The sequence below is a fragment of the Candidatus Villigracilis proximus genome, from assembly GCF_016717045.1.
Lineage (GTDB): Bacteria > Chloroflexota > Anaerolineae > Anaerolineales > Villigracilaceae > Villigracilis > Villigracilis proximus.
This window is the reverse complement of record NZ_JADJUO010000012.1, coordinates 46,807-66,905: the sequence shown is the minus strand read 5'-3', so window position 1 is coordinate 66,905 and position 20,099 is coordinate 46,807. Positions and strand designations below refer to the sequence as shown.

Here is a 20,099-nt window from a genome sequence, read left to right as displayed (position 1 = left end):
TCCTTCAGAAACTTATATCAGCGCTTTTTTCTTTGCAGGAGCAATGAGCGCATAAAGCGCGATCAGAATACCAAGCGGGATACCTGAAAACAAGATCCCATACAGACGTGTACCCGCCGTGAGCGCTTCACGCACATCAAGATCAAAGTACTGTCCGGGTTGGAATGAGCAATCAAAGGCGTAGGATTGAGCCGCATCCAAAGACAGGCTCGCAGAAGTGCCGGCAGGAATCCACAGCGGGCCAAGTTCGTGATTAGACTTGTCATCATTCTTTACCAACAAAGTATCACCTACAACAAAAGTCATCGAGGTGGGAATCGTTGGCGGAGCTTCGCCGCGGGCAACTTTTTCTGCTGTTCCATCAGGGATCACAAGCTCGATCACTCTTGGAGCGCGGGCGCTCTCACGCAAAAATAAAAATGAGATCTCGTTGATGGCGGCTCCGATCAACAGACCAGCCAGCATGGAGATGACGATTCGAGAAGCAACTGTCTTTCGTGCGAAATTCATATTTTTTTCTTTCATGGAAAGTTATTTCAACAAAACTTCAAGATCACTCACAATATCCTCCACTGGAGTTTGAAATCCATAGGAGAGCCGCAGATTGCCATTTGGGTCAATTAAATAAACACGCGCCGAGTGATTAACAATATAGCCAAAAGCAGAATCAGATTCTGTTACTTCACGAGTGACTCCGTATTTGTTCCAGATCAAATCAAGTTCTTCGATCGAGCCGCTTAACCCTATAAACTGCTTGTTAAAATGTTCAACATATTTTTGAATTTTTTCAGGGGTGTCACGTTCTGGATCCACTGAAACAAAAACCACATCAACCGATTGGGTTTTATCTCCCAGATCATCCATGACCATTTTTAGTTCAGCGAGTGTGGTCGGGCAAATATCAGGGCAGGAAGTATATCCAAAAAAAAGTAAAACCACTTTTCCCTTTTGGTCACTCAATCGAAAAGTTTCACCAGTTGAACGAAGCAGCTCAACTTCGGGAGCGGGCAGAAATGGTTCTGCATATTCTGTTCCTCGAAAGCTGGCGGGTTTCGTAAATATCACTGTCAGTAATATCGCAAGCCCAACGGATGCCAGAGCGGCAAGTCCAACAAAAAATATTTTCTTGTCCATTGTTATTAATCCTTCAAAAAGCGGGGCGACCGTTTGGCCGCCCCGCTCGCTTCTTTTTCTATTCACTTATACCAGAATATGCGGAAAATTCCTATTTATGCTAGGAAAGCTTTCCGATCAAGTATAAGGCAGGGTAGAAGAAAATCCAGACGAGATCTACAAAGTGCCAGTAGATGGTGGCCGCTTCGACACCCCAATGTCTTTCAGCAGAGAAGCTGCCTTTGCGCGCATTATTCCAGACAAGAGCAAGGAATATCAAACCTGTAAAAACGTGAAAGGCGTGCATTCCCGTCATCATGTAGAAGACTGCGCCCTGCGGGCCAACGGTTGTATTTCCAAAGCTGGCAACGAGCCCTTCTTCGGCGGCCAGTCTCCATTCCACGAATACCACACCGATCAAGAATATAAAACCAAGAACAAAGGTGATGGCAGTGTTCCTAAGGAACCCCTTGCGATCGCCATGAGCCATGGCTGTTTCGCCGCGATTCATAAAGAAGGAGGAAATGAGCAAAACGGCCGTCACGATCAAACCAAGAGTTTGATTGAGATGCGGGCGGGTCATCGCGAGCAGATTGAAACGCATAACCAGCAAACCGCCAAAAACAAACGCGTCGGAAAGCAGGAATAACCACAGGCCAAAACGGTTTGTACCTGTCTTGAATGCGTAGGAATTTTCGTCACCCTCGTTTTCAGCGTTCAACTGATAGATATGCATGTAGTAATACATAACGAGGGCGGCTTTGACAAGAGCAATCACCACTAAAATGGAAATTGCTTCAAAAGTAACAGCGACAAAGCATTCGAGCGCTGTCAGGACGGCCAGATAAATAAAAATCACCACGCCCAGGCCAAAAGCGGCAGATTTATCTTGTGTGTGTGTCATATCACTCCTCCCCTTTTATTAATGCTTGCTTTTCGCAGAGGCAATAAATTCAACATATTTTGAACCAGCCAAACCGTAATCGTACGGTTCGCCAACAACCTCGAACGGCTGATCGTAGTTATGGGCAGGCATTGGAGATGGGACCTGCCACTCAGGTGAGCGTGAGTTCCACACATTGCCAGTTGCAACTTCGCCGTTACGGATACTCTGAACGAGATTGATCAAGAAGATCAACACAGAAAGAGCGATCAAAAACGCAGCAATAGTGAGGACAATATGCGACATCTCGAATCCCAAAGCGGGATCATAATCTGCAATACGGCGGCGCATTCCCAGCAGACCGATGCGCATCATTCCAAGGGTCAACACAAAGAATGACGGGGTCATTAGCCAGAAATGAAGTTGTCCCAGCTTTTCATTCATACGGCGGCCAGTAGCTTTGGGGAACCAGAAATATAAAGCCGCAAAAAACGGAAATACAAACCCGCCGAACATCGTATCGTGAAAATGTCCCACGATCCAATATGTATCATGAAGATGAAGGTCAGTGGAAACAGTGGCGTTTGGGGGGCCGGAAAGACCGCCCATCAAAAAGACAACGATCCCACCGAGCACAAAAAGCATCGGTGTGGAGGTTTGCAGCTTACCTCTCCAGATCGTCCCAACCCATGAGAAGAATTTAACACCTGTGGGAACAGCGACGAGCAGGGTGCTGTACATGAATGGCACCCGCAGGTATTCATTCATGCCGGAAGTGAACATGTGATGCGCCCAAACCAGGAAGCCCACCAATGCGATGCCAAGCGAAGACATGGCGATCCAACGATAACCAAATAGCGGCTTGCGGGCAAAGACTGGCAGCAATTCGGAGATGATTCCCAACCCCGGCAAAATAAACACATATACAGCAGGGTGTGAGTAAAACCAGAAAAGATGCTGAAACAGCACCGGATTTCCGCCTTTTGCTGGGTCAAAAAATCCCATACCAAACAAACGCTGGAACATCACCAATTGAAACGAAAGTCCGATCAACTGGGTGGCAGTCAGGGAGATAAGCGAAGTAGCAATGGACGCCCAGGCAAACATCGGCATACGGAAAGCGACCATACCCTTTGCACACATCCGAACAACGGTAACGATCAAGTTCAAACCGCCAAGAATGGATGACCAGCCAGCAACAAATACGCCAAGGAAAAACATCTGCTGTCCGAGTTTGTTGAGACTCGCAGACAACGGCGGGTATCCCGTCCAGCCTGTTTCCACGCCACCCAAAGGCATACTCATGAGCAGCAAAATAGCAGCGGGTACGGCGATCCAATAGGAGAAGGCATTCAAACGAGGAAATGCCATATCCTGCGCACCGATCAACAAAGGCACGAGATAATTCATTAACCCGGCAATACCAAGCAGGATCGAAACGATCATCACCATGCCGTGCAAAGACATCAACGTATTGTATTGATCCATACTTAGGAACTGCATTCCTTCAAATGCCAATTCCGTGCGGAAGATCAATGCAAACACACCGCCGACTACCAGCAACAAAAGAGCCGTAATCGTGTATTGAATGCCAATCACTTTATGGTCCAAGGATGGGCCAAGATATTTCAACCAGCCTTCCGGATCCTCATGATGCTCAGATACTTCCTCGCCTCTCCAGACTTTAAACCAATCACTCATTACACCGTGACCAGCAAGAAATGAAAGCGTGGCAACAAATCCACCAAAAACCCAGGCAGGCTCAGTAAAGCCTCTGGTACCAAAAAGTTCCAACCCCATTACGGCGCGGATGCCTGTCACAATCGCGGCACCTGCAAGAAGCCCCACGACAAACCAGACCAATCCGCGCACTAGTGGTATAGAAAAGAAACGCTTCATTATAAAAAATCCTCCAGCAAAACTATTTCAGCGTCTTAATGTACGCGATGATATTTGCAACTTCTTCTTCTGTCAGAACATACGGCGGCATGGTGGAAGGCGAGAAACCTTTTACTTCCTTCGCCGTGGGATCCACAATGGATTCGGTCAAAAAGGCATCATCCGCAACAACAGTAGAACCGTCAGCCAATTCTACGTTTGAGCCAAAAAGCCCAAACCAGGTTGGCGCACTGGGAAGCGGCGTACTTGTGATCGAGTGACAACCACCGCATCCGTTTTTAACAACCAATAATTTACCTTGTCCCTCGGGAGTCTGAGCTGCAGCGGCAATGGCTTGTTGTTCGGCAAGCCACTTCTCGTAGTTTGCCTCTTCACTTACTACCACGAGACCTTCCATCACGGCATGCCCCGACCCGCACAGTTCAGCACATCTCACCTTGTATAAGCCAACTAAATTTGGGGTGACTCGATATTCAGTAACACGTCCAGGCACAACATCCTGCTTAATGCGAAATTCCGGTACCCAGAATGAATGGATCACATCCACCGCTTCCATCTTTAGAACGACCTGCTGGTTCACCGGCAAATGCAACTCAGTGCTGATAATGCCATATTCAGGGTATTCAAATGTCCACTGGAATTGCTGAGCCTTAACCTTGATGATCACTGCATCGGGATCAACACGCTTAATCTCCCCGAGTGAATAAGCGCCCATATACGCAAAGATCACCACGATGATAAGCGGCACCACCGTCCAAGCAATTTCCAGAGTTGTATTCCCTTCAATATGTTCCGCATCAGTGGTGTCACCTTTGCGGCGGCGAAAAACAACCAGACTGTACGCCATGGGCACAACAATCAACGAAAACAAAAATGATATGGCAACAACCTGCCAATTCCACAGCCAGTCAATCGAAACTGCTTGAGCACTTGCCTCAACAGGCAAAAGCCCTACAGAGTCCAGACCGACGTAAGTGAGAATGGCCGTCACAATGACCAAAATTCCCACAATCACAAAGTGTCGCATATGCTCTCTCCTGATGAAATTTCAACGGGGAAATTAACCCCAAAGTTCACTATGTCCAAGAAATAAGACTAATTTAGTATGAATTGTCACTATTTTCACAACCTGCCTACTATACCAAAGACTTGAACAAATGTCACTATTTACCACTGACTTTGTACACTACTTCTTTAACAAGACGGCCATGAAATAATTGAAAAAAGTACACCGATGATGGCAAGAAAACAGCCGACATCGGCATTACATTTGACAATTATTTACCATCTTCAAAAAACGCGCTCTCTTTTGAGAAAAATCCTCAAATTCCTGATCAAATCAAATATACAAAAATTAATTTTCTTTCACCCCAACCCCAATTCAGTTAATATTTCCACGCTATGTTCAGCAGGCCGCACATTCTCAAACACTTTTTTTATGTTCCCGTCGGCATCGATCAGGAATGTGGTGCGAAGCACGCCTTCATACTCTTTTCCCATAAACTTTTTCGGCCCCCACACCTGATACAGATCACAAATTTTATGTCCTTCATCTGCAAGAAGCGGAAATTGAAGTTGAAACTTCTTTTTAAATTTAACATGCGATGCCACAGAATCCGGACTCACGCCTAACACAACCACCCCGGCCTTTTCATATGCAGAATAATCATCACGAAAATTACAAGCTTCTTTTGTACAACCAGGCGTATCATCCTTGGGGTAAAAATAAAGCACAATATTCTGACCGCGAAAATCGGATAATTTACGCAGCGTATTTGTATCATCCAACATTTCAAATTCAGGCGCAGAAATTCCAGCAGAAATTGGCATAACAAGATCTCCTTTTATTATTTGATATAGCAGCCTTTAGTTTTAGAATGCGCTATTATACGGCAAAAAAATAACGCACTCTTTTCAGAGTGCGTTATTTTTCAAATCAAGTCTATCTCTTACTTAAGCGTGCGGACGTAGGCAATAACCTGCCAGATCTGCTCATCGGTCAAAACGCCCTTCCAGGCAACCATTGAAGTTCCTTCCTTGCCTGTATTAATGCGCCAGTAAAGGAAATCATCGCCTACGAGAGGCATAAGTTCAGGAAGATTCTTGGGTGTCGGATCAAGCGCGGCACCGGCAGGGCCATCACCATGACCTTGTGGGCCGTGGCAGGAAGCACAGTTGGTGTTGAAAACTTCAGCGCCAGCCGCAGCAGCATCGGCACCGAGAGGACTGGTCACTCCTGCATATTCAGCAGGAACAGGAGCGGGAGTAGCTACAGCAGCCCCACCACCACAAGCCGCCAAAGCAAGCGCAGCCAAAACTAAAACAGCAAACAAGACTTTCTTCATCTTCTACCTCCAGTTGTTTTTTATGTCGAATAACGGGATTTATTATATCCCGTTTGTGAAATTAAATACAGTGATATAAATTACCTGCATCAAGTGACATTTAGCAGAACTCAAAAGCAATTTTATTTTTTCCGTCCGCCTTTTAATTCACTCTGCATCTTTTCAAACGCCTTCCAATCACCCTTCGCCGCAAGTTTTGCCTGATCAATCCAGCCTTCCGGATTCATCATCTGCAAACCCGCATCATCCAACATCTTTTGAACATCCATAATTTTGGCATGAGCAAGTTCATCAAAAGTTGTGATACCACCAGCATTTAAAACTTTCACAACCTTGGGGCCAACCCCTTCGATCTTGACCAGATCATCGGCATCCTTCTTAGAATGACTACGCGCTTCATGCTGGACTTCAACCTGATCCTGTTTCTTCGAGCTGGCCCACCACCCGACAATGACCATCAAGAAAAGAAAGTTATCCCTACATACAACATCCACTGTAAGGTAGTGTTCGGACTCTCTCCGCCTTCAGACAACAACCGTAATATAAGCATATTCGCCTCCACAAAAAATTTGGTATTCGCCACTTATACGTGAAATAATTGCCAGTGTCAATCAATAAAACGAATGGGGTAAAATCCGATAATCTTATTTTGGAGACTCAACATGAAATTCAAGGTCTGGCACAAAATTCTTCTGGTTATTCTCGCACTACTTGTTATCGTTCGGGTGATTTCCAAGCCCGTCGCTGAGCACCCATATTACTCAAATGACCTGAACGATCCGCTTATCATTGCTCATCAAGGTGGGGATGGAATTTGGCCTGGAGACACAATGTTTGCATTTCAAAACGCCGCCGACCTTGGTGTAGACGTGCTCGAAATGGACGTACACATCACCCGGGATGGAGTTCTCGTCCTCATGCACGATGAAGCCGTAGACCGCACCACAGACGGCACAGGCGACATTGAATCTATGACGCTGGCCGAACTCAAACATTTGGATGCCGGCTACGACTGGTCACCAGATGAAGGCAAAACCTTCCCCTTCCGCGGACAGGGCATCAGTATCCCAACCATGGAGGAAGTCTTTCAGGCCTTTCCTGACATGCGCATGACGATCGAGATAAAAAAGACCAACGCGTCCATGAGCAAACCATTCTGTGAATTGATCCGAAAGTATGACATGCAAAATAAAGTTTTGATCGCCTCGTTTCATGATGAAAGATTAAAAGAATTCCGCACAGAATGTCCCGAAGTAGCCACGTCCAGCGCGAAAAACGAAACGACTGTATTCGTCCTGCTTACCAAACCCTTCCTTGGTAGTTTTTATTCGCCCAAATTCCATTCTTTACAAGTCCCGGAAGAATCCGGCGGCATCACAGTGATGACCCCCGCTTTTGTAAAAGCCGCACATGAACGCAATCTCGCCGTTGAGCCGTGGACGATCAATGATGAGGCAACCATGCAAAAACTAATTGACTGGGGTGTGGACGGCATCATCACAGACAGACCCGATCTCATGATGAAAGTTTTGGGAAGATAAAAATACAGGCTAGAGGTTTAAAACCTCTAGCCTGTATTTTTTAATCCATCCAAGTCACTCTATCTTCAAACCCTAATCTTACATAAGGCTCAGGCATTACATCGGGATAGCCAACATAAATAAAACCAACAATGTGTTGATCTGACATAAAGCCCAAAAATTCCTTAACTTTTGCATCACACGCCCATTCACCAGTGCGCCAAATCGCACCCAAACCCAAGGCATGAGCGGTCAGCAAAATATTCTGACAAGCGGCAGATGCAGCGGCAAAATTTTCCATTTCAACTATTTTTGTATCGGTGGGTTTATCTGCGCCAACGGCAATGACAACAGGCGCGCGGAGCGGCAATGCCCGGGGTTTATCCAAACCTTCAGGCGGCGTAGCAGGATTACGTTCCAGAAAAGAAGCGGCCATTACGTCGCCTAATTTGTTGCGCCCGTTTCCGGTCAATACTACAAAACGCCAGGGTCGCACTTTATGATGATTGGGAGCCTGAGCGCCTGCACTTAAAAGTTTTTCGATCAGATCACGTGGCAAAACATCCTGTTTTAAATTTTTAACTGTAAGTCTTCCATGAATTGCTTCTAATATTTCCATTGTTCCTCCGTCATCCAAGACGCTTGCGGGTAAAATTGTCTTACCATGAAAATATTTTACTCTGAAGAACATCGCAAACATTATCCGCCTTTTGAAGTTTTCGATGGCGGCAAACGCGTGCCTTATTATGAAAACCCCGACCGCATGGATAAAATTTTATCTGCGCTAAAAAAAACGGACTGGGCGGAATTTATCGCACCCGTGGATTTTGGACTCGCCCCGATCTACGCCACGCACGATGAAGGGTATATTCAATTCCTCGCCTCAGCATGGACCGAGTGGCTGGCCTCTGACCCCGAGATCGCTGCTGCGCCCGAGCAGAATGCTTTTTTGCCGGCAACCTTTGCATTGCGAAGAACGCCGCGTGTACCGAGCACACTGCTCGGCAAAGCCGGATACTACATGATGGATTTATCTGCATGTATCATGGGCGCAACTTATGAAGCCGCGCTTGCTTCTGCCAACTGTGCATTGAATGCGGCACAAGAAGCGGTCAACAGTCAGCGATCAGCATTTGGTCTTTGCCGTCCGCCCGGGCATCATGCAGGGAAAGATTATGCCGGGGGATATTGCTTTATCAACAACGCATCTGTCGCGGCGAATTGGCTTTCAGCAAAAGGGAAAGTTGCGCTGCTCGATATTGACTATCACGCCGGCAACGGCACACAGGATATTTTCTACGAACGCGATGACGTATTGACCATATCCATTCACGGTGATCCTGATTACGAATATCCGCACTACGTTGGTTTTGCGGATGAAACCGGCGCGGGAGCCGGACTCGGCTTTCATAAAAATTTTCCGCTTCCAAAAGATACGGATGATGAAGGGTATTTATCAGCCTTAGACGAAGCAATAACAATGATAAAAAACTTTGCGCCAAATTATCTCATCCTCTCTGCCGGCATGGATACCTTTAAGGATGATCCACTCGGCACATTCAAGGTAACACGTGAAGGGTTTCGTAAAATAGGAAAAAGAATTGCCGATCTCAATTTACCAACTGTGATCATTATGGAAGGCGGTTACGCAAATGAGGCGCTCGGCACAAATGTGGTCACTTTACTGGAGAACTTTAAATGAAAAGAAAACACGCTGCGGCTTTGGCTTTATTTCTCACCACGTTGGCGTGCAGCCTGCCTTCACAAGTACCTACGTCGACACCTGTTCCGCCGGCTGAAACAGCAACACCCACCTTTACCTTTACACCTGAATCAACCTTCACTCCTACCATAACCTTCACACCCATCATTACATTCACGCCAAGTATTACACCAACGCCTACATTTTCATTTCCAACTGTAACGGTCAACAAACAGGCGCATTGTCGTTACGGACCATCAGTTGCATTCCTGCACGCTGCCGATCTATATGCCGGCGATGTTGGAACAGTCCGCGGGCGGTTTGAATATAGTACATGGCTTTATATTAAATTTGATAAATTGGATTATTACTGCTGGGTCGCGCCGTCGGTTGTGGATGTGACCGGTGATGTGGGCGCAATATATTACGAAGAACTTGACCTGCAATCCATTGGCTACAATCAGTACGGTCCGCCCGCAAACATTAACGCTGTTCGCAGCGGCGACGAAGTAACCATCACATGGGAACAAGTGGAGATAACCAAAGACAAGGATCGCGGGTATTTGATCATTGCCTACGTTTGCCAAAACGGTGCATATCTATGGTGGACTTATTCCTATCCAGATCAATACACCACAAGCTATACCGTTCGAGACGAGCCAAGCTGTCCGCTGCCGTCTGAAGGCGTATTGTATACCGTGGAAAAACACGGATTCTCAAAGCCGGCACAAATTCCCTGGCCTGCGCCATAAATAGAAAAATCCACTTCTTTGAAGAAGTGGATTTTTCTATTTAACAACGTTTAACTATTTAACTCAATATACCCGCTTTTTTCAAAGCACCTTCCAACGCGTCAATCGTCGCGGGTTTGATTAACATTGCCAGCGCGCCACCCTTCATCACACGTTGACGTGTTTCAGGCTGGTCATCAGATGTAATCACAAAGACCGGCACCTTCATCAAACGCGGCTCACGTTTCAGGTATGCCAGAATTTCAGTACCATCCACACCAGGCATGTTAATATCCAAACAAATAAAAAGCGGAACAAAACTCCCCAACACAGAAATTGCCGCACTGGAACCATACGCCACGCGCGCGGGCAAATCCAACACCTCCAACATTTGCTGCAAGGCATCTGTTGTATTTCGATTATCGTCTATGATCAATCCGTCCATATTTAATCCTCCAAAATAATTCTACCCATGACTGAAACATCATAGCCTGTTAACTTCGATACAGAATTTCGAAAGTCAGCGCCGGCTATCAGCTCAAACAAAGGCGAAAGTAAATTATTTTCTGCATGTTCTTTCGGAATCACCAAATCATATCTTTCCTGAAACAAAGGGACAAAATCCAAATCCAATGCCTGCGCGGCGGCGGCAATTCCGAGGCCGCAATCTGCACGGCCAGAAGCCACAGCGGCAGCCACCCCAAGATATGTATATTCTTCCTGAGTATAGCCGAGGATGGAATCGGATGGTATCCCCATTAAGTTCAAATGATAATCCAACAGGACGCGCGTCCCTGCTCCACGCTGGCGGTTCACAAACTGGACGCTTCGACTCGGCTCAGTGCGGGACTGAGAACTGGTCAGATCTCCCAGGCTTTTCACTCCCTTCGGGTTTCCCTTCTTAACGATCAACCCCTGATCACGCCCGACCAATGCAATTACCTTCACGGGAATATTCGGCATGTACTGACGAATATAAGAGATGTTGTATTCACCCGTTGCAGGGTCAAGCAAATGTGACCCTGCCAAGTGTGCTTCACCGCGCCGCAATGCAATCAACCCGCCTTGTGAGCCGACATTTGCAGAAGCCAGTCTGCGATCATATCCAGCGAGGACTTGCGCCAGCAAGTCGAGAGTCATATCATGCGAGCCGATGCAAAAGATCGTCCGTTCGATCTCAGATTTGCTGCGATACAAATGGACTTTAACCTGCTCGCCTGCGTCCATGCCTTGTACGCCGCTGGGAAGTAACGCCAATCCATCCGCCTGCACCAGTGATGTGATGACTCCTGCTCCACGTGACAACGGCGCAGCGAGAAGTTTTCCACCCACTTTCCCGACAGCAACTCTTACATAATCATCATCGCCCGCAGGTGAAACCAGTTTACGAGTCAACGTTGCCATCTCGGTGGGAAGTTCATGCGGTCTGCGCCCAAGCCATTTGGCAATAACAGATTCAACGAAGATGTCCACAGTCAGCGCCGCAGAGACTGGATAGCCGGGGACGCCGATGATAGGAATTAGGGACGAGGAATTAGGAATTAGGTTTCCTGTATCCTTATTCTTAATTCCTAATTCCTTTTTCACCATGCCTAAAATTACGGGATGGCCCGGGCGGACGGCAACCCCATGCACAAGTAACTGGCCTAACTTCTCAACTACTTTCGATGAGAAATCTTCAGCGCCAGCGGACGAGCCTGCGTTTAATAAAACAAGGTCGTGCGTTTGTGCGGCTTCGAGGACTCGTTCACAGATCGATTCAAAATTATCTTTTGTGATCGGGTAACGGGTCGGCTCACCGCCCATGGCTTTGATCTGTGCTGCCATAACGAGTGAGTTGTATTCAAGAATGTCGCCAGATTTTAGTTTGGATCCGATCGGGACTAGTTCCGTGCCGGTTGGCAAAATGGCAACTTTCGGCTTACGAGAGACGCGAATGGTTTGATGTCCAGATGCGGCTATGGCACCTAAATCCGCCGGGCGGAGTGTATGTCCTGCGGGCAGAACAAGCTGCGTGGCGACAATATCCTCACCCAACGGGCGGACGTGACTCCACGGTGCAACAGCGGCGCGAATCCGAATGGTTTTGGGGCCGCGAATATCCTTTGTGATTTGATCATTCTCGTCGAGTGATTCAACATTCTCGATCGGAATCACCGCGTTCGCCCACTCAGGGAGCGGATCACCTGTATCGACATATTGCGCTTCAGGGCCAATAAACAAAGTGACGGGTGCGGAAGGCATGGCGCCATTGGTGGAAATTGCACGCAAGGCAAAACCATCCATCGCGGAGGCGTGATAATGCGGCGATGAAATTTCAGCCCAGATCGGTTCGGCGGTGACACGGCCCAGGGCATTCTCACTTAAGGGAATATCTTCTGTGCCAAGTACGCGCCATAAATTTGCGTCTTGCAGGGCTTCACGCAAACGGGATTGGGCTTGAGCGAGGGGTATATCATGAAGGTAGACTGACATTTGATTTTCGATTTTAGATTTTAGATTTTTAATTTTAGATTTTTAATTTACAAGATTCCAACCATCTTGGCGCCGAGGCGTTTGATGATTTCGTCAACTTCAACTTCGGTGATGGAAAGCGGGGGTGAGAATGCTAATGTATTTCCCAGCGGACGAGTGCGGAGGCCGCGTTCTTGTGCGGCTTTGAAAATTTTCATAGTCATTGATGACTCCAGAAAAACATAAAACACAAAGGACACGAAGTACACAAAGGGTATGAAGGTTTTTTCATCCTTCATCCTTCAAAATTCATCCTTATCCTAAAACTTCCACATCATGCGGACCAGATTCTCTCAAGCCTGCGCCGGTCATTCTCACAAAGATCGCTTTCTTTTGGGAAGTCTTCAAGGTTGAGGGCGCCGCTGTAACTCATGCCTGATTGTAAACCGCCGACCAGTTGAGTTAATACTTCGCGCGCTTTGCCGCGATATGGGACAGCAGCTTCCACGCCTTCGGCGACATAGTCTTCGATCTCCTCTTGCGTGAGGTCATTACCTTCTTTACGATTACGGGCAATATTGGCTTCACGAGACGCCATGCCGCGCGAGGCTTTGTAACGATGTCCACGGCGGGTCATGATCATACCGGGGCTTTCGTCGGTGCCGGCCAGCATGCTGCCGATCATGACGGTTTGCGCACCAGCGGCGATAGCCTTGGCAACATCTCCCGGTTGACGAATACCACCATCAGCGATGATCGGAATTCCAGCGGATTCAGCAGCCTTGGCGCACTCAATGACGGCTGTCAACTGCGGCACGCCGGAACCTGCCACGATACGGGTAATACAAATGGAACCAGGACCCACGCCCACTTTGACCGAGTCTACACCTGCGTCGATCAGGCGTTTTGTGCCGTCAGCCGTGGCGACATTCCCGCCGATGATCTGCGCGTTGGGAAAATGCTTGCGGATATTTTTAATCATGTCGATTTCAAGATTTGAATCGCCGTGCGCAATATCCACTACGATACAGTCTGCGCCGGCTTCGAGGGCAGATTCCACGCGGCGCATTTCCTTATCGCGCACACCGACTGCGGCGCCGACGATCAAACGTCCGCGCTCATCTTTGGTTGCCCGCGGATACTGCGTAATTTGCATAATATCTTTCAATGTCACCAAACCAGCCACGCGCCCCTCTTTATCGACCAGCGGAAGTTTTTCAATGCGATGGTCGTGCAGCATTTTCTCGGCGTCTTTCAATGAGATGTTCGGCGCGGCAGAAATGACCTTTTTTTGCATGATCTCGCTCAAAGGTTTGGAAAGATCGTTTTCAAATAACAGATCACGCGTGGTGACAATGCCGACCAACTTCTCGTTGCCGTCCAAAATCAAAATTCCGCCTGTGCCTGTATCTGCAACAAGTTTATTCAAATCACCAACCGTATGCGCGAGAGTCATCGTGATCGGCTTGTCAACAATATAGGACTCGGCTTTTTTCACGCGCTCGATCTGCCGCGCCTGTTCTTCAATTGACAAAAATCTATGAATGATCCCAATGCCGCCTTCACGCGCCATCGCAATCGCCATTTCACTTTCCGTCACCACATCCATATTTGCAGAAATGATCGGGATCTGCAAATTGATCTGTTTCGTCAACTTTGTTTGCGTGGAAAGCGCGCGGCGCGAATCCACGGCGGAATATTGCGGCACGAGCAAAACGTCGTCAGACGTTAAAGCGGTATCTTGTAAAATTTTCATATTCACTCCTCTGAAATTGAACGCCCGAATTATAATGCTTGAAGAAGAATCCATTGGATATAAAACACGTTTCACTCTTAACTGGCAGCTGCTCATTCCAAAGCAGATAGAGTCAACGCTGTGGGAATGCCTTCGAAATAGAAGCAGGCTGCAGTTAAGGTTGATGCGCTGATTCAGTGTGGAAAACGCCAAAGAGTTGGAATTCACAAAAAAGGAGAAATCATGACAGTTACAGCAGTGATCGGTTCACAATGGGGTGACGAAGGCAAAGGCAAGGCCGTGGATTTTCTGGCGGAGCGCGTGGATTATGTGGCGCGTTTCAACGGCGGAAATAATGCCGGGCACACAGTGATCAATGAATTTGGAACTTTTAAAATTCATTTGGTACCATCGGGAATTTTTGCAAAGAATACTGTAGGACTGATCGGCGGCGGCGTGGTGATTGATCCGCAGGTGTTGCTCGAAGAAATTGAAATGCTCAACAAAGCCGGCATCGGCGTGGACGGAAGATTATGGGTTTCGCCGCGTTCGCATATCATCATGCCGTATCATAAAATTTTAGACGGCCTGTACGAAGAAGCCAAAGGCGCCGGCGCAACCGGCACCACCCGCCGCGGAATTGGCCCCGTGTTTGCAGATAAAGTCAGCTACAACGGAATCCGCTGGACGGATTTCACAAGCGACATGTTTGAACAGCGCCTGCAAGTGCAATTGCAATTGAAAAACAAGATCATCATCGCGCTGGGCGGCGAAGCATTGAAGTATGAAGAAGTGCGCGATACATACCGTGAATATTATGCGCGCTTGAAACCATACATCAAGGAATTATTTTCACTGGTGCAGGATGGTTTGAAAACCGGCAAGAACTTTTTGCTCGAACAAGCCATGGGGACATTTTTGGATACAGACTGGGGCACGTATCCATTCGTGACCGCATCGACCACCATTCCATCGGCGGCTTCGGCCGGCTGGGGATTCCTCCGCGCCATATTACCAACGTGATCGGTGTGACAAAATCCTACACCACACGCGTCGGCGGCGGACCGTTGCCCACGGAAATCCTTGATACACAAAGCGCAGTCTATGAACAGTTCGGTGAAGTGGCCGCGACCACGGGCCGAATTCGCCGCGTGGGTTGGCTTGATCTTGAGATCGTAAGAACCGCCGTGGAATTAAGCGGTGTGACTGAGTTGTGCCTGACCAAGCTCGATGTACTGAGCGGCCTCGATGAAGTTCAAGTTTGCATGGGATACAAACTCGACGGCAAAGATATTCGTTACGCAGATGTAGATGCCTACGGTCTGGATAAAGTGGAATTAGTCTACAAGAAATTCAAAGGCTGGAAGCAGGACATCAGCAAAGCCCGCACCTTTGACGAATTGCCGCAGGAAGCAAAAGATTATGTGACCATGATCGAAGAATCCGCTGGCGCGCCTGTCAAATGGATCGGCGTAGGTCCTGAAAGAGAAGCGACAATTCGAAGATAATTTTTCAGGAGTCAGAATGAATGAAAACCTAACCAAAGAATTGGGTATCCAAACACAAAACTTTAGAGCATTGATCGAGCAATATTGTCTTTTTGAAAGCGTCGCCGCCCAAAACCGTATGATGCCCGAAACTGCAAATTGGGTGGAAAAACTCCTCAAAGATACAGGCTTTGAAACCCGCCAAATTGAAGTGGACGGCGCTCCCAATTATGTATACGGATATTTAAAAGGGCGCGGCGATTTCACGTTATTGCTTTACAACCATTACGACGTTCAGCCTGAAGCTCCGATCGAGTTATGGGAAAGTCCGCCTTTTGAAGCGACCGAACGCGATGGCTTATTGATAGCGCGTGGAATCTGCGACAACAAAGCAGAATTGATCGCGCGCATCTGCGCCATTCAGGCAATCACAGCCGCCAACGGCAAACTGCCGATCAACATCAAATGGATCATCGAAGGTGAAGAGGAAATTGGAAGTCAGCATTTTGATGCGTTGACTCGTGCGCACGGTGACCTGTTGAAAGCTGACGGCACATTATGGGAAGGCGGCGGATTCAATGAAAAAGGTCAAGCCGCACTGGCCCTGGGATTCCGGGGCATGTTGTATGTGGAATACAGCGTTGAACTCATGAAGCAGGACGCCCACTCAGGCAACGCGCACATGCTCCCCAGCGCAGCGTGGCGCTTGCTGAAAGCAGTATCCAGTATCAAAGACGAGAGCGGAAAAATTCTGATCCCCGGTTTTTATGATGATGTCCGCCTGCCTACAGAAGCCGAAAAACAAGCCATGCGAGATAACGTTGATCTTGAAATGGAAGAAAAATATCGAGCCATGTATGGCATAGAATCATTCCTAAACAACAAAAGCGGATATGAATTGAAGATGGCAGTATTTGAACCCACAGCCAATATTGCCGGATTCTTATCTGGCTATGTCGAAGCGGGCGTGAAGACAGTGCTGCCAGCCAAAGCCATGGCAAAAATGGATTTTCGTCTGGTGCCGGAACAAGACCCTGATGACATTTTTGAAAAATTAAAAAGTCACCTTAAATCTCAAGGCTTTGAAGATGTGCAAGTCAAAAAACTGGGAGGCGGCGATCCGGTTGTCACACCCATTGAAGGCGCCTTCGCTCAACGAATGCAGAAGATCTGCAAAGATTTCACTGGTCAGGAACCGGAGATCAATCCGCTGGTCGGCGGCACGCTCCCCTTGCTGGGAGCAATGAAAAAGAACGTGGGCATTCTGGGTCTCTCCACCTCTGGCAATCCATCTTATTACGGAAGCGGAGCACATGCCCCCAATGAACATATCCGCTTGAGTGACATTCCCAGAGCGATCCAGTTCAATGCGTTTATGTTCACAGAGTTGGGAAACGCGTAGTCAGAATAAATTAGACCTCTTGCATAAGTAAAGCGTTATAAACCACGAAGTTACCAAGTCACTAAGTTTTTTTCCTTTGAGTCTTCGAGATTTTGTGCCTTATTACCCTGTGGGTTGTGATAAAAATTGGACTTTTGTAAGAGGTCAATTCTTTCTTTCATCCTCTACTTTTAATATTTTTAGTCACAGATCTCATAGAGGCATTTTTTCTCTACGACTCTGTGGTTACATGTAAGAGACAATATAAACATAAAAGGTAATATCACACAAATGGAACTTTACTTTATCCGTCATGGACAATCGATTAATAACGTCAACTGGAACAACCCCGATTATGTTGAACATCCAGATCCATTCCTGACCGAAGTCGGTCTTGAACAGGCAAAACTTCTCGCCAAATACCTCAAAGAAAAACAACACATCACAAACGACAAAGGCTGGAACAACCAAAACCAATATGGGTTTGGCTTCACCCATATCTACGCCAGTTTAATGGAACGCGCCACCGCAACCGCCGCGCCGACAGCACGTGCACTGGAAAGCGTCCCATTCAGTGCGTGGATCGACATCCACGAGGAAGGCGGAATCTACGCCCGCGAAGCTGAAGACCGATTCAGCGGATTGCCGGGTCATCCCCGTTCGTTCTTCAAAAAGAATTTCCCTGAGTTGAATCTGCCCGATCAGTACGACGAATCAGGCTGGTGGAATCGTCCATTTGAAAGCGAAGAGGAACGTCAACCTCGCGCAGACAAAGTCCTCGCCGAATTGATCGCCCGCCATGGAGATAAGGAAGGTCAGCCCGAAGAACGCATCGCCATCGTTAGTCACGGCGGATTTTTGTACGCCTCATCTCGTCCATGCTCAAACTTCCGTGGCGGCAGGGCGCGCATGATATGAAATCATGGTTTCTATTAAACAATTGCTCCATCAGTCGTTTTGACATCCGCAAAGGCGAGATCATGATCTCCTATATTAATCGCACCGATCATTTGCCCGCTCATTTAATTACAGGATGATAAAATAAAAACGTTCGAACAATCATCTTATTCCCTTTGGAGGTAAACATGGACTTTATCGTATGGATCATCTTTGGAGCAATTGCCGGCTGGATCGCAAGCATCATCATGAAAAAGAACAAAAAGATGGGCGCAATCGCCAACATCGTTGTCGGTATTATCGGCGCGTTCCTCGGCGGCTACATCATGCAGCTGCTGGGCGTGGAAGTTGAAGCCGGCTTCAACTTCACCAGTCTGCTCGTGGCAATCTTTGGCGCTGTCGTTCTGCTCTTTATTCTGGGCTTATTCAGCCGCCGTCGTTAATCCATGAATTAAAAAACAAAGAGCCGCGCATGTGAAATGCGCGGCTCTTTGTTTACTCACTTAACCATGATCTGTTCAAGTTGAAACTCAACCAACTCACGCAAACTCTTTTGTTCAAGAATCGCATGCGGAATTTGACCCTCAAGCAGCAACAGCACAAACCCGTGGATGATTCCCCACACTGAAAGCGCCGCCAAATCTGACGAACCGCCTCTCAACTTACCCGAAGCCTGATTCGCTTCGACGATCATTTTCACCAACTGAAAATTTCTCTGCGACTCCGCCACAAACTCAGGGTATTCCTTTTCCTTCTCCAGCACGCCCGAAAACATTACCTTAAATCGATCAGGATCATCCATCGCAAATTGGACATACGTCCAGGCCACCTCCACCAACTGCATGGACGGTTTTGTCTGATATTCGTCGATCACAGTGCTCACCCGCTTATACAACTGACGAAATCCTTCAGTTGAAATCGCCGCGATCAATGCCTGCTTATCTGCAAAATGCGAATACGGCGCGGTGTGACTCACCCCCGCCTTCAACGCCACCTTGCGCAGGGACAACCCGCTCACTCCCTCCTTCCCAAGGATTTCAACTCCCGCATTGATAAGCGCATTCTTCAAATCACCATGATGATATGTTTTTTTCTTCGGCATTTTTTCTCTCAATCTTGACACTGTAAAGATTATAGATAATAATTATTTAGCTGTCAAGAAAATTAACTGCAAAGTAATCTGTGGTTCACAAAAAAGGACTCCCTATGCCTGAATATCAAACCCATAAACAAGAAGTGGTCAACACCTGTCACACCCTGCTTGAACGCGGCTATCTCAAAGCCACCGAAGGCAATATCTCCGCCCGCACCAGCTCTGCACAGACCAGCGGACAAAACACATTTGCCATCACACCCTCTAATTATGACTATGCCAAAATGCAAGTGGACGATATTTGCGTCCTTGATTTTGACATGCAATCAATTGAAGGTGAGATGAAACCGTCCATTGAAAGCGGAATGCACGCGGCAGTCTATCAGACTCGCCCGGATGTACATTGCATCATCCACACACACCAACCCTACGCCAGCGCATTGGCATTGATCAACATGCCGATTCCTGCCTTATTCGATGAGCAAGTTAGATTCCTCGGCCGCAGCGTGGATATTATTTCCTACGCCCCATCGGGCACGGGTTTTCTCAAGAACGCGGTTAAGGCCAAAGTAAAGAATAACAACAATGCCTTCATTCTGCAAAATCACGGTGTACTAGTTTTCGGCGTGACCATGGAACAAGCCATTCACAACATGGCTTTGCTCGAAAAATGCGCATTGACCTATCTGCTCGCGCTCATGACCGAGAAGAAAGTTTCGAAAATTCCACTGCCCATCCGCGAGATCGCATTTGCCAAACTCCGCGCTGATGAAAAGAAATTCGCAGAAATAAAAAACATCTAAACACGAAGTACACAAAGGTCACGAAGGAAAACCTGTTTTAAATTCGACCGTTTCCC

Annotated in this window: 21 protein-coding genes and 2 pseudogenes; 9 read left to right on the top strand and 14 right to left on the bottom strand. The window is 47.5% G+C overall.

The features are described from left to right. Positions 1–12 precede the first annotated feature (12 nt). The 8 genes from IPL71_RS14865 to IPL71_RS14830 form a co-directional block, all read right to left on the bottom strand. Positions 13–510, bottom strand: a complete 498-nt coding sequence (locus IPL71_RS14865; RefSeq protein WP_345322914.1) for a hypothetical protein — start codon at positions 508–510, stop codon at positions 13–15. A gap of 21 nt (positions 511–531) precedes the next feature. Beyond that, the gene (locus IPL71_RS14860; protein WP_345322912.1) at positions 532–1,134 is read right to left on the bottom strand and encodes an SCO family protein; all 603 of its coding nucleotides are present in this window, start codon (positions 1,132–1,134) and stop codon (positions 532–534) included. Between the two features lie 100 nt (positions 1,135–1,234). Continuing rightward, positions 1,235–2,017 (bottom strand): cytochrome c oxidase subunit 3, encoded by a 783-nt coding sequence (locus IPL71_RS14855; RefSeq protein ID WP_345322910.1) that lies wholly within the window; start codon positions 2,015–2,017, stop codon positions 1,235–1,237. A gap of 18 nt (positions 2,018–2,035) precedes the next feature. Next, positions 2,036–3,895, bottom strand: a complete 1,860-nt coding sequence (locus IPL71_RS14850) for a cytochrome c oxidase subunit I (protein ID WP_345322908.1) — start codon at positions 3,893–3,895, stop codon at positions 2,036–2,038. Positions 3,896–3,917: 22 nt separating this feature from the next. Beyond that, positions 3,918–4,922 carry a cytochrome c oxidase subunit II gene (gene coxB / locus IPL71_RS14845; protein ID WP_345322906.1) on the bottom strand — a complete coding sequence of 335 codons (1,005 nt, stop codon included), beginning with the start codon at positions 4,920–4,922 and terminating at the stop codon, positions 3,918–3,920. A gap of 338 nt (positions 4,923–5,260) precedes the next feature. Further along, positions 5,261–5,725, bottom strand: coding sequence for a thioredoxin-dependent thiol peroxidase (bcp, locus tag IPL71_RS14840; RefSeq protein ID WP_345322904.1), 465 nt, complete (start codon positions 5,723–5,725; stop codon positions 5,261–5,263). A 119-nt stretch (positions 5,726–5,844) separates the two neighbouring features. Beyond that, positions 5,845–6,240: a c-type cytochrome gene (locus IPL71_RS14835; protein ID WP_345322902.1), complete on the bottom strand. Its 396-nt coding sequence runs from the start codon at positions 6,238–6,240 to the stop codon at positions 5,845–5,847. A 122-nt stretch (positions 6,241–6,362) separates the two neighbouring features. Further along, a complete protein-coding gene (locus IPL71_RS14830) occupies positions 6,363–6,698 on the bottom strand; it encodes a helix-hairpin-helix domain-containing protein (protein ID WP_345322900.1) in 336 nt (111 codons plus the stop codon). Between the two features lie 204 nt (positions 6,699–6,902). Here IPL71_RS14830 and IPL71_RS14825 point away from each other — a divergent pair, with 204 nt between their 5' ends. Then, positions 6,903–7,781 carry a glycerophosphodiester phosphodiesterase family protein gene (locus IPL71_RS14825; RefSeq protein ID WP_345322898.1) on the top strand — a complete coding sequence of 293 codons (879 nt, stop codon included), beginning with the start codon at positions 6,903–6,905 and terminating at the stop codon, positions 7,779–7,781. Positions 7,782–7,821: 40 nt separating this feature from the next. On the opposite strand, the gene IPL71_RS14820 is transcribed toward IPL71_RS14825, so the two are convergent. Continuing rightward, complete coding sequence (locus tag IPL71_RS14820) at positions 7,822–8,460, bottom strand: nitroreductase family protein (protein ID WP_345322896.1); 639 nt, start codon at positions 8,458–8,460, stop codon at positions 7,822–7,824. Between IPL71_RS14820 and IPL71_RS14815 the strand changes: the two genes are divergently transcribed. Continuing rightward, positions 8,425–9,462 carry a histone deacetylase family protein gene (locus IPL71_RS14815; RefSeq protein WP_345322894.1) on the top strand — a complete coding sequence of 346 codons (1,038 nt, stop codon included), beginning with the start codon at positions 8,425–8,427 and terminating at the stop codon, positions 9,460–9,462. The genes IPL71_RS14820 and IPL71_RS14815 overlap by 36 nt on opposite strands. Next, the gene (locus tag IPL71_RS14810; RefSeq protein ID WP_345322892.1) at positions 9,459–10,214 is read left to right on the top strand and encodes a hypothetical protein; all 756 of its coding nucleotides are present in this window, start codon (positions 9,459–9,461) and stop codon (positions 10,212–10,214) included. The genes IPL71_RS14815 and IPL71_RS14810 overlap by 4 nt, the downstream gene beginning before the upstream one ends. A gap of 58 nt (positions 10,215–10,272) precedes the next feature. Here the strand turns inward: IPL71_RS14810 and IPL71_RS14805 are convergent, their stop codons facing one another. The 4 genes and pseudogenes from IPL71_RS14805 to guaB all read right to left on the bottom strand — a co-directional run bounded on the left by IPL71_RS14805 (position 10,273) and on the right by guaB (position 14,403). Beyond that, the gene (locus tag IPL71_RS14805) at positions 10,273–10,638 is read right to left on the bottom strand and encodes a response regulator (RefSeq protein ID WP_345322891.1); all 366 of its coding nucleotides are present in this window, start codon (positions 10,636–10,638) and stop codon (positions 10,273–10,275) included. 2 nt (positions 10,639–10,640) lie between these two features. Further along, on the bottom strand, positions 10,641–12,668 hold the full coding sequence (locus IPL71_RS14800) for a molybdopterin biosynthesis protein (protein WP_345322889.1): 2,028 nt from the start codon (positions 12,666–12,668) through the stop codon (positions 10,641–10,643). A gap of 47 nt (positions 12,669–12,715) precedes the next feature. Further along, on the bottom strand, positions 12,716–12,871 hold the full coding sequence (locus IPL71_RS14795) for a hypothetical protein (protein ID WP_345322887.1): 156 nt from the start codon (positions 12,869–12,871) through the stop codon (positions 12,716–12,718). Positions 12,872–12,962: 91 nt separating this feature from the next. Beyond that, positions 12,963–14,403 (bottom strand): annotated as a pseudogene (gene guaB / locus IPL71_RS14790) (IMP dehydrogenase). A gap of 222 nt (positions 14,404–14,625) precedes the next feature. Here guaB and IPL71_RS26025 point away from each other — a divergent pair. The 5 genes and pseudogenes from IPL71_RS26025 (at position 14,626) to IPL71_RS14760 (ending at position 18,590) form a co-directional block, all read left to right on the top strand. Then, positions 14,626–15,890: pseudogene (locus IPL71_RS26025) on the top strand (adenylosuccinate synthase). Between the two features lie 16 nt (positions 15,891–15,906). Further along, entirely contained in the window at positions 15,907–17,271 is a 1,365-nt protein-coding gene (locus tag IPL71_RS14775) for a M20/M25/M40 family metallo-hydrolase (RefSeq protein ID WP_345322880.1), read from the top strand. A 270-nt stretch (positions 17,272–17,541) separates the two neighbouring features. Continuing rightward, on the top strand, positions 17,542–18,168 hold the full coding sequence (locus IPL71_RS14770; RefSeq protein WP_345322878.1) for a histidine phosphatase family protein: 627 nt from the start codon (positions 17,542–17,544) through the stop codon (positions 18,166–18,168). Beyond that, on the top strand, positions 18,165–18,287 hold the full coding sequence (locus tag IPL71_RS14765) for a hypothetical protein (protein ID WP_345322876.1): 123 nt from the start codon (positions 18,165–18,167) through the stop codon (positions 18,285–18,287). Before IPL71_RS14770 ends, IPL71_RS14765 begins: the two co-directional genes overlap by 4 nt. A gap of 48 nt (positions 18,288–18,335) precedes the next feature. Next, the gene (locus IPL71_RS14760) at positions 18,336–18,590 is read left to right on the top strand and encodes a GlsB/YeaQ/YmgE family stress response membrane protein (protein ID WP_345322874.1); all 255 of its coding nucleotides are present in this window, start codon (positions 18,336–18,338) and stop codon (positions 18,588–18,590) included. 56 nt (positions 18,591–18,646) lie between these two features. On the opposite strand, the gene IPL71_RS14755 is transcribed toward IPL71_RS14760, so the two are convergent. Next, the gene (locus IPL71_RS14755) at positions 18,647–19,249 is read right to left on the bottom strand and encodes a TetR/AcrR family transcriptional regulator (RefSeq protein ID WP_345322872.1); all 603 of its coding nucleotides are present in this window, start codon (positions 19,247–19,249) and stop codon (positions 18,647–18,649) included. A gap of 104 nt (positions 19,250–19,353) precedes the next feature. Here IPL71_RS14755 and IPL71_RS14750 point away from each other — a divergent pair, with 104 nt between their 5' ends. Further along, on the top strand, positions 19,354–20,043 hold the full coding sequence (locus IPL71_RS14750; RefSeq protein ID WP_345322870.1) for a class II aldolase/adducin family protein: 690 nt from the start codon (positions 19,354–19,356) through the stop codon (positions 20,041–20,043). Positions 20,044–20,099 lie beyond the last annotated feature (56 nt).

What these genes read in the sequence shown, in the direction of transcription:
- IPL71_RS14850 (WP_345322908.1), bottom strand. Translation starts at nt 3,895, where the DNA reads ATGAAGCGTTTCTTTTCTATACCACTAGTGCGCGGATTGGTCTGGTTT.
- IPL71_RS14825 (WP_345322898.1), top strand. Translation starts at nt 6,903, where the DNA reads ATGAAATTCAAGGTCTGGCACAAAATTCTTCTGGTTATTCTCGCACTA.
- IPL71_RS14760 (WP_345322874.1), top strand. Translation starts at nt 18,336, where the DNA reads ATGGACTTTATCGTATGGATCATCTTTGGAGCAATTGCCGGCTGGATC.
- IPL71_RS14835 (WP_345322902.1), bottom strand. Translation starts at nt 6,240, where the DNA reads ATGAAGAAAGTCTTGTTTGCTGTTTTAGTTTTGGCTGCGCTTGCTTTG.
- IPL71_RS14815 (WP_345322894.1), top strand. Translation starts at nt 8,425, where the DNA reads ATGAAAATATTTTACTCTGAAGAACATCGCAAACATTATCCGCCTTTT.
- IPL71_RS14820 (WP_345322896.1), bottom strand. Translation starts at nt 8,460, where the DNA reads ATGTTTGCGATGTTCTTCAGAGTAAAATATTTTCATGGTAAGACAATT.
- IPL71_RS14750 (WP_345322870.1), top strand. Translation starts at nt 19,354, where the DNA reads ATGCCTGAATATCAAACCCATAAACAAGAAGTGGTCAACACCTGTCAC.
- IPL71_RS14795 (WP_345322887.1), bottom strand. Translation starts at nt 12,871, where the DNA reads ATGACTATGAAAATTTTCAAAGCCGCACAAGAACGCGGCCTCCGCACT.
- IPL71_RS14865 (WP_345322914.1), bottom strand. Translation starts at nt 510, where the DNA reads ATGAATTTCGCACGAAAGACAGTTGCTTCTCGAATCGTCATCTCCATG.
- IPL71_RS14775 (WP_345322880.1), top strand. Translation starts at nt 15,907, where the DNA reads ATGAATGAAAACCTAACCAAAGAATTGGGTATCCAAACACAAAACTTT.
- IPL71_RS14810 (WP_345322892.1), top strand. Translation starts at nt 9,459, where the DNA reads ATGAAAAGAAAACACGCTGCGGCTTTGGCTTTATTTCTCACCACGTTG.
- coxB (WP_345322906.1), bottom strand. Translation starts at nt 4,922, where the DNA reads ATGCGACACTTTGTGATTGTGGGAATTTTGGTCATTGTGACGGCCATT.
- IPL71_RS14860 (WP_345322912.1), bottom strand. Translation starts at nt 1,134, where the DNA reads ATGGACAAGAAAATATTTTTTGTTGGACTTGCCGCTCTGGCATCCGTT.
- bcp (WP_345322904.1), bottom strand. Translation starts at nt 5,725, where the DNA reads ATGCCAATTTCTGCTGGAATTTCTGCGCCTGAATTTGAAATGTTGGAT.
- IPL71_RS14805 (WP_345322891.1), bottom strand. Translation starts at nt 10,638, where the DNA reads ATGGACGGATTGATCATAGACGATAATCGAAATACAACAGATGCCTTG.
- IPL71_RS14830 (WP_345322900.1), bottom strand. Translation starts at nt 6,698, where the DNA reads ATGGTCATTGTCGGGTGGTGGGCCAGCTCGAAGAAACAGGATCAGGTT.
- IPL71_RS14800 (WP_345322889.1), bottom strand. Translation starts at nt 12,668, where the DNA reads ATGTCAGTCTACCTTCATGATATACCCCTCGCTCAAGCCCAATCCCGT.
- IPL71_RS14765 (WP_345322876.1), top strand. Translation starts at nt 18,165, where the DNA reads ATGAAATCATGGTTTCTATTAAACAATTGCTCCATCAGTCGTTTTGAC.
- IPL71_RS14770 (WP_345322878.1), top strand. Translation starts at nt 17,542, where the DNA reads ATGGAACTTTACTTTATCCGTCATGGACAATCGATTAATAACGTCAAC.
- IPL71_RS14855 (WP_345322910.1), bottom strand. Translation starts at nt 2,017, where the DNA reads ATGACACACACACAAGATAAATCTGCCGCTTTTGGCCTGGGCGTGGTG.
- IPL71_RS14755 (WP_345322872.1), bottom strand. Translation starts at nt 19,249, where the DNA reads ATGCCGAAGAAAAAAACATATCATCATGGTGATTTGAAGAATGCGCTT.